8 protein-coding genes and 1 pseudogene are annotated in these 5,775 nt (G+C 41.1%); 4 read left to right on the forward strand and 5 right to left on the reverse strand.

Annotation, left to right across the window (positions count from 1 at the left end; genetic code table 11):
* The 5 genes from AC1DUA_RS31835 to larA form a co-directional block, all read right to left on the reverse strand.
* The coding region (locus AC1DUA_RS31835) for a hypothetical protein (RefSeq protein WP_477503549.1) at nucleotides 1-298 on the reverse strand (298 nt) is incomplete at its 3' end.
* A gap of 21 nt (nucleotides 299-319) precedes the next feature.
* Nucleotides 320-763 carry a GyrI-like domain-containing protein gene (locus AC1DUA_RS31840; protein ID WP_477503556.1) on the reverse strand — a complete coding sequence of 148 codons (444 nt, stop codon included), beginning with the start codon at nucleotides 761-763 and terminating at the stop codon, nucleotides 320-322.
* A 172-nt stretch (nucleotides 764-935) separates the two neighbouring features.
* On the reverse strand, nucleotides 936-1,304 hold the full coding sequence (locus AC1DUA_RS31845) for a VOC family protein (RefSeq protein WP_477503550.1): 369 nt from the start codon (nucleotides 1,302-1,304) through the stop codon (nucleotides 936-938).
* Between the two features lie 47 nt (nucleotides 1,305-1,351).
* On the reverse strand, nucleotides 1,352-1,813 hold the full coding sequence (locus AC1DUA_RS31850; protein WP_477503551.1) for a MarR family winged helix-turn-helix transcriptional regulator: 462 nt from the start codon (nucleotides 1,811-1,813) through the stop codon (nucleotides 1,352-1,354).
* Between the two features lie 154 nt (nucleotides 1,814-1,967).
* Complete coding sequence (gene larA, locus AC1DUA_RS31855; RefSeq protein ID WP_477503552.1) at nucleotides 1,968-3,089, reverse strand: nickel-dependent lactate racemase; 1,122 nt, start codon at nucleotides 3,087-3,089, stop codon at nucleotides 1,968-1,970.
* 175 nt (nucleotides 3,090-3,264) lie between these two features.
* Between larA and AC1DUA_RS31860 the strand changes: the two genes are divergently transcribed.
* From AC1DUA_RS31860 to AC1DUA_RS31875, 4 genes and pseudogenes are all read left to right on the forward strand, one after another.
* Nucleotides 3,265-3,816: an RNA polymerase sigma factor gene (locus tag AC1DUA_RS31860; RefSeq protein WP_477503553.1), complete on the forward strand. Its 552-nt coding sequence runs from the start codon at nucleotides 3,265-3,267 to the stop codon at nucleotides 3,814-3,816.
* A gap of 4 nt (nucleotides 3,817-3,820) precedes the next feature.
* Entirely contained in the window at nucleotides 3,821-4,774 is a 954-nt protein-coding gene (locus AC1DUA_RS31865) for a DUF4871 domain-containing protein (protein ID WP_477503554.1), read from the forward strand.
* Nucleotides 4,775-4,903: 129 nt separating this feature from the next.
* Nucleotides 4,904-5,329: an SRPBCC family protein gene (locus tag AC1DUA_RS31870; RefSeq protein ID WP_477503555.1), complete on the forward strand. Its 426-nt coding sequence runs from the start codon at nucleotides 4,904-4,906 to the stop codon at nucleotides 5,327-5,329.
* 128 nt (nucleotides 5,330-5,457) lie between these two features.
* Nucleotides 5,458-5,775: pseudogene (locus tag AC1DUA_RS31875) on the forward strand (spore germination protein); the annotation flags it as partial.

Below are 5,775 nucleotides of genomic sequence, written 5' to 3' on the forward strand. Positions count from 1 at the left end.
GGTCATGATGTAGAACACCGAATCCGCCTGCCCACCAACTACTCTTGGCATTTATGTCCGCCCCGAACTGCAGCAGCACGTCAACCATCTGACGCTTACCTCTATATGCAGCAATCACGATCGCTGGTGTATCAAAAGCAAAACATGGTTCGTTTATCCGTGTGACAAGCGATGGATAGCTTTGCAGTAACTGGCTTACAGCTTCTGGATCATTACCATCAAGCGCTTGTTTAAATTGGGTGATGACCCTGGTTTCCAGATCATCCTTTGAATGCGAATTATTATTGGTTTCAGGCACGATAATATGCTTCCTCCTTTGTTATTGCTTGAGATTATAGAAAATCTCCGTTTCCAGTTTGGATTCATCTTCATTCCAATGTCCATATACCTCCAGTAACGGAAGTTCATGCGATTCACCTGAAGCTTTTACACGTGAGCGAATACTTTCATATGTTCTATCTAGTTCACCATAAGGCCCGATATGTTTACAATAGGCATATTTTTCGAAAATGACATCCTTCTTCTCCAATTCTGAATGATCACCAGGGGGAAGAACTAACTCYATACCAGCGAATATGTGGTGGCCATCTTCATAAACGACGTGGTTCATTCCCTTATGAGAGAGTCCATTCTCACGAACTTCCTTCCAAACTTTATCCATCAATTCGAAAATCGTATTGCTATATCCTTTGTTCGGATCATGAACTTTGGAAAAGCCAAACAATGTAACCACTTTTCTTTGATTAGAGATGATTGGTTCCATTACTATCACCTTTCTTTCTCCATACTTATAATCCCATTGTATCTCAATAAAATGTATATTTTTTACTTTTTCATACCTCTAATCTCTTCTCCAGCCGTTAGTATTTTCCTGCTCAGTGTATGAGAAAAGGCAGCCGACCCTTGGCCAACTGCCTTCATACTTATTGATAACGTTACTCTCGATAAAAAGACAGCACCCAGCAGACGCCGTTCCGGTCTGTAACAATTGCCAGCAAACCGTTAAACGGAGCCTCGTACACTTCAGTATTAACAATTCCGCCGGACGCGAATGCTCCATATATGGAACGGAACGACTCCTCAGATTCGATTCGGAGGAAGACTCTCACGTAATCGCCTTTCATCGCCGGTTTCGCTGCTTGAACATCGGCAAACTTAAGCGTTGCCGTCCCAACATGAAGATCCGCATTAAGCACCACTTCACCTTGCTTGCGCAGAATAGAAATCTCACCGCCAAAAATGCTTTGATAGTACTCAATTTCGTCTTTACAATTCTCCACCACGATAAAAGGATTCGCTATCATAACCTAAAACCTCCCTTAGTTTTTGTCCCTAATCCGAAGACTTACTGCTACATCTCATCTTGCTCGCTCAGATTGCTGAGGACTGTCTTCAGTAGGTCATTTAACAAGTCATACTGATCATCCGTAATGCCCTTGCGCGTTTTCTGCTTGACGCGGCTCAATGCGTCTTGCACCTTTGGCACAACTTCACGTCCAGATTCTGTCAAAAAGAGCAGCTGATAGCGATTGTCCGCGGGATCTGCTTCTCTCCGAACATATCCCTCTGCCTCTAGCTTTGCAATCGCTTTAGCCGTAGTCGTCTTGTCAATGAGCAGCCTCTCGCTCAGCGCTTTCTGCGTGATTGGCTGATGAAAAGCAATGGACATCAGGAAAATATATTGTCCGCTTCCGATTCGATAAGGCTGCAGCTCGGATGAGATCAATATCTGCATATGCCGATATATGGCTGAGATATATTGTCCGTGTGATTCCGTTGTGTCCTTGTTATTTGGCCTCCAATGATCGCTCAAATTACTCCTCCTTAGATAGGATGTCATTGCAACTAATATCATCATATGCTATATAGAATGTTATTGCAACTAATTTTATACGTAGAGGCTTGACGTCTCTGTAGACAAACCATTTCAGGTCAACATACAGGGATCATCAAGCCCATCAAGAGATTTATTCTTCACTTACATATGGAATTGTTAGGGGTCCTAGTGGCAAAACGGCTACTGTCATATCGCTGCCATACTTCACTTTCAAGTGCTCCAATGTTGAACCGATGTCATGCGATATTTTTAACATCGCTTTTTCGACGTCTTCGTCCGCCAAAGAGGAATACAAATAGACATCGGCCCAGACCTGAATGACGGCCTGTTTCTGAACTTGCCATTGATCGAATTTTTGAAAACTTCCATCGTTAATCATTTCGAGAATTTCATGTGGTGTTTTTCTCAACTGCAGAATTTCCGCATAATTCCCGTGGTTCGGAATCCCGTCTGAGCATTCGGAGGCGCAGATAATGGCTCCACCTTCTTTTACAATCTTATGGGCCGCACTCATCCCTTTGACTGCCTGATATAGATTCTGGTCCAACGGATAGCCCGAATTGGAAGTAATAACGACATCAAACCGTCCCTCAACCGGGATCATGGCATGCTGCTTGGTGAATGCGCAGCCTTGGTCATGGGATTCAAACAACTCACCGGCAAAAACTTCCGTGATTTCCTTCGATTTATTTAGTGTCACATTAAGCATAAAATGGGGCTTGCACATACGATTGATTTCACGGGTCATATCCTGCAGAGGATTATTGACCATATTCCCCCATGTTGCCAGGGGGTCTCCGATCATTCGGGCGTTATGAAATGTTAAAATTGTTTCAATCCCTGCAATCCCAGGCATAATCCCTTTCGGTCCTCCAGAAAAACCTGCAAAAAAGTGTGGTTCTATAAAACCTGTAACAATTCTGAAATCAGCTTCTACATACTCTTTATTTAGATAGACATCACACCCAAACTGGCTATGACCTACCTTCACCAATTCATCTTGGTTGTGGCAATGGTGATTGATCACCCGGACACTGTCGACAACCGACTTCCCCAACATTTGGACAAATTCTTCTTCTGTTTGATCGCGATGTGTTCCTGTACCATTAATAACAACAAAGTTTTCTCTTGGTACATGGGCGGCTTGTTTATCTTCTTGTAATCCTTCTAAATGATAAGGTTCGATAATCATCGAATGGTCTGGCACTTCTACTGTTAAAGTTCCTTTTCCGTACAGCAGGGTCGATTGCATAGCTATCCCTCCATCAACACGAATTTGAGAATGTCGTTTGATTAAACCATTTCGACAGTATGTAATAATAAAAGTATAGCATAGACAACTATAGACAGACTTCTCCATTTAAAAAACTATTAGTTTTATGGAACCTTTTATTATTTGATCGGTCTTATGTTGAGAGGTGAAGAACGTGTCGGATGAAATGGATTACTTAAAATATTTGGATCATGGATATGACCGAGATCTTGTACTGAGTGAATTAATGGATAAATTCGGGGAAGATGTTTGGAAATTCGCTTTTTTTTTGACACGCCGACAAGAGGTTGCAGATGACATATCTCAAGAAGTTTTTTTAGCTGCCTATAGCGGAATCTATGCCTTTCGAGGCGACTGTTCGGTCAAAAGTTGGCTCCTTACGATAACCAGAAATAAAGCACTGCATTATTTACAAAGTGCATTCATCCGTAAAGTAACCTTGACTGATCGTTTATTCACAAGAGACCAATCCCCTCCTGCTGAACAGGTTCTATTTGATCGAATGGAAAATCGGAATTTATGGGACACTGTGATACGGCTTCCAAGAAAGTACAGAGAAGTTCTAATCTTGGATTATCACTATGGACTGAAACAGAAAGATATTGCAAAACTGCTCCATGTTTCGGAAGGCACTGTTAAATCTAGATCACATCGGGCAAAAAAAACATTAAACAAATGGCTAGATCAAGAAAATAAGGAGGTGTAAGCACATGGATAAAAAAAAACCGAATTGTGCAAAACAACTAGCGGAGTCCCCTTTTAAGGAGAAGCATTTTACACCTATATTGAAAAAGAACGTTCTAACACAAATTCGAGAATTACGCGATCGCCGTTTCAAAAGGATTCTCTCTGCATCGCTAATTTCAGTCACCTGTTTGGTAATCTTCTTACTTATTCAAAGAGAAGAAATCGGAAATTCATTTCCAACCTCCTTATTTAGTTTTTCAGGCTACTCTTCGAATGATGACGCAGCTTTGTACAAGAAAAATGGGAGATTGATTTTCTCCGTTGCTCCACAGCCTGGAGCAAAGGCCGGTGAGATGAACGGATATATCTTTCATTTCGAGGAGCCTTTTCAAACTTTCTATGGTAGAACGATGGAGATTGATGCGGTACACATTAAAACAGGTATTAAACAAACAGTCTCTTTAGAAACTGTTCAAGAGCCAAGCAGTGGATATCCAGGGCTTGAACGATTTGGGGTTCGTTTTGCTCTTCCTATCGATGGCATGTGGGAACTGATTGTGAAATTAGATGGGAAATTATACGGCAGCGTTAAGTTAACTATGCAGAGTCCCACCTGGGATATCACTCCACAATTTCAGACTGGCAATTATTGGATGCGTGGTATTGTGAATCGAGTAGGATTCATCGATCCAGGATTTATAACAGGGAAAGAACAGAAGTATATGTGGCACTTCTGGGGTACGCAAGATCAACTCAACGGACCTTTTGAGGTGAAAGCAGTAAAAGAAGGCTCAGATACGTTGATAACCGTATTCGCCTCTGACCCAATGAGTTCAGCAAATGCTTTGGGAAGCGCATTAAATGGTGCGGATAGACATCTTCCGACCTCGATGTTGCTGCCAGAGGCAGGTCAATGGAGGTTGCTCCCTTATGTTCGTGGATTTTTATTGGATCCTATTGTAGTAGAGGTTAAATAAAACGCATGTAGGGAACCATCGACAGTTTTGGCAGCCACGTTAACGCAACAACATAACTTTGGTTCACCGTCATTTAATGGTATAATTACCATAGTTCATCAAAATACATATAGCGAGGCGGTAAATGTAATGGAAACAGCTAAACAGACAGTAACGGTAGAAACAACGGTACATGCACCAGTTGAACAAGTGTGGGAATTTTGGACACAACCAGAACATATTACAAAATGGTCTTTTGCCTCGGATGACTGGCATGCACCAAGAGCCGAAAATGATCTAAAGGTTGGCGGAACATTCGTTACAAGATTGGAAGCCAAAGATGGAAGCTTTGGATTTGATCTTGGTGGCGTTTATGATGAAGTGAGAACGAACGAATTCATTTCTTATACCATGGGAGATGGAAGAAAAGTTGAGATTTCATTCATTCGTCAAGATAACGATACGAAGGTAATTGAATCTTTTGATGCTGAAGCTACTAATCCCGTTGAAATGCAAAAAGCAGGCTGGCAGGCGTTTCTAGACAACTTTAAAAAATATAGCGAAAACTTGAAATAAGATTAGTTTTGAATGTAAATTGAGTTGAATGTAAACCTTCCTTTTGGAAGGTTTTTTTCTTTGTATAGATCTCATCCCAGTGGGAAATTATAACAAAAAGTTTTGAATTATAAGGGAGAAACAGGACTATGGATCCGCTGATAAAAGAAATTACAAATAAATTTCTGAATAATGATGATTTCTTCCTTCAACAGGATTATTTGTTGGATAGTCCTGTTATCTTAATGGGCTTCAATACGATGATTGACTTAACAGAGTCACGAGAAGCCATTCATACATACATCGAACACGCCATTTTAACCAGTAAAACAGAGAATGAACTAATGAGCTTGTTCGGGGAAGTGAAGGAGAACGATATGAATGTTGTCGTCTCCTCTATTGTGCAGGGCAAGTTAATCATATTTTTCGGAAAATACAACAAATTTGTTGTTTCGCAGCCGATACCC

The sequence above is a fragment of the Paenibacillus sp. 01T422 genome (assembly GCF_056398785.1).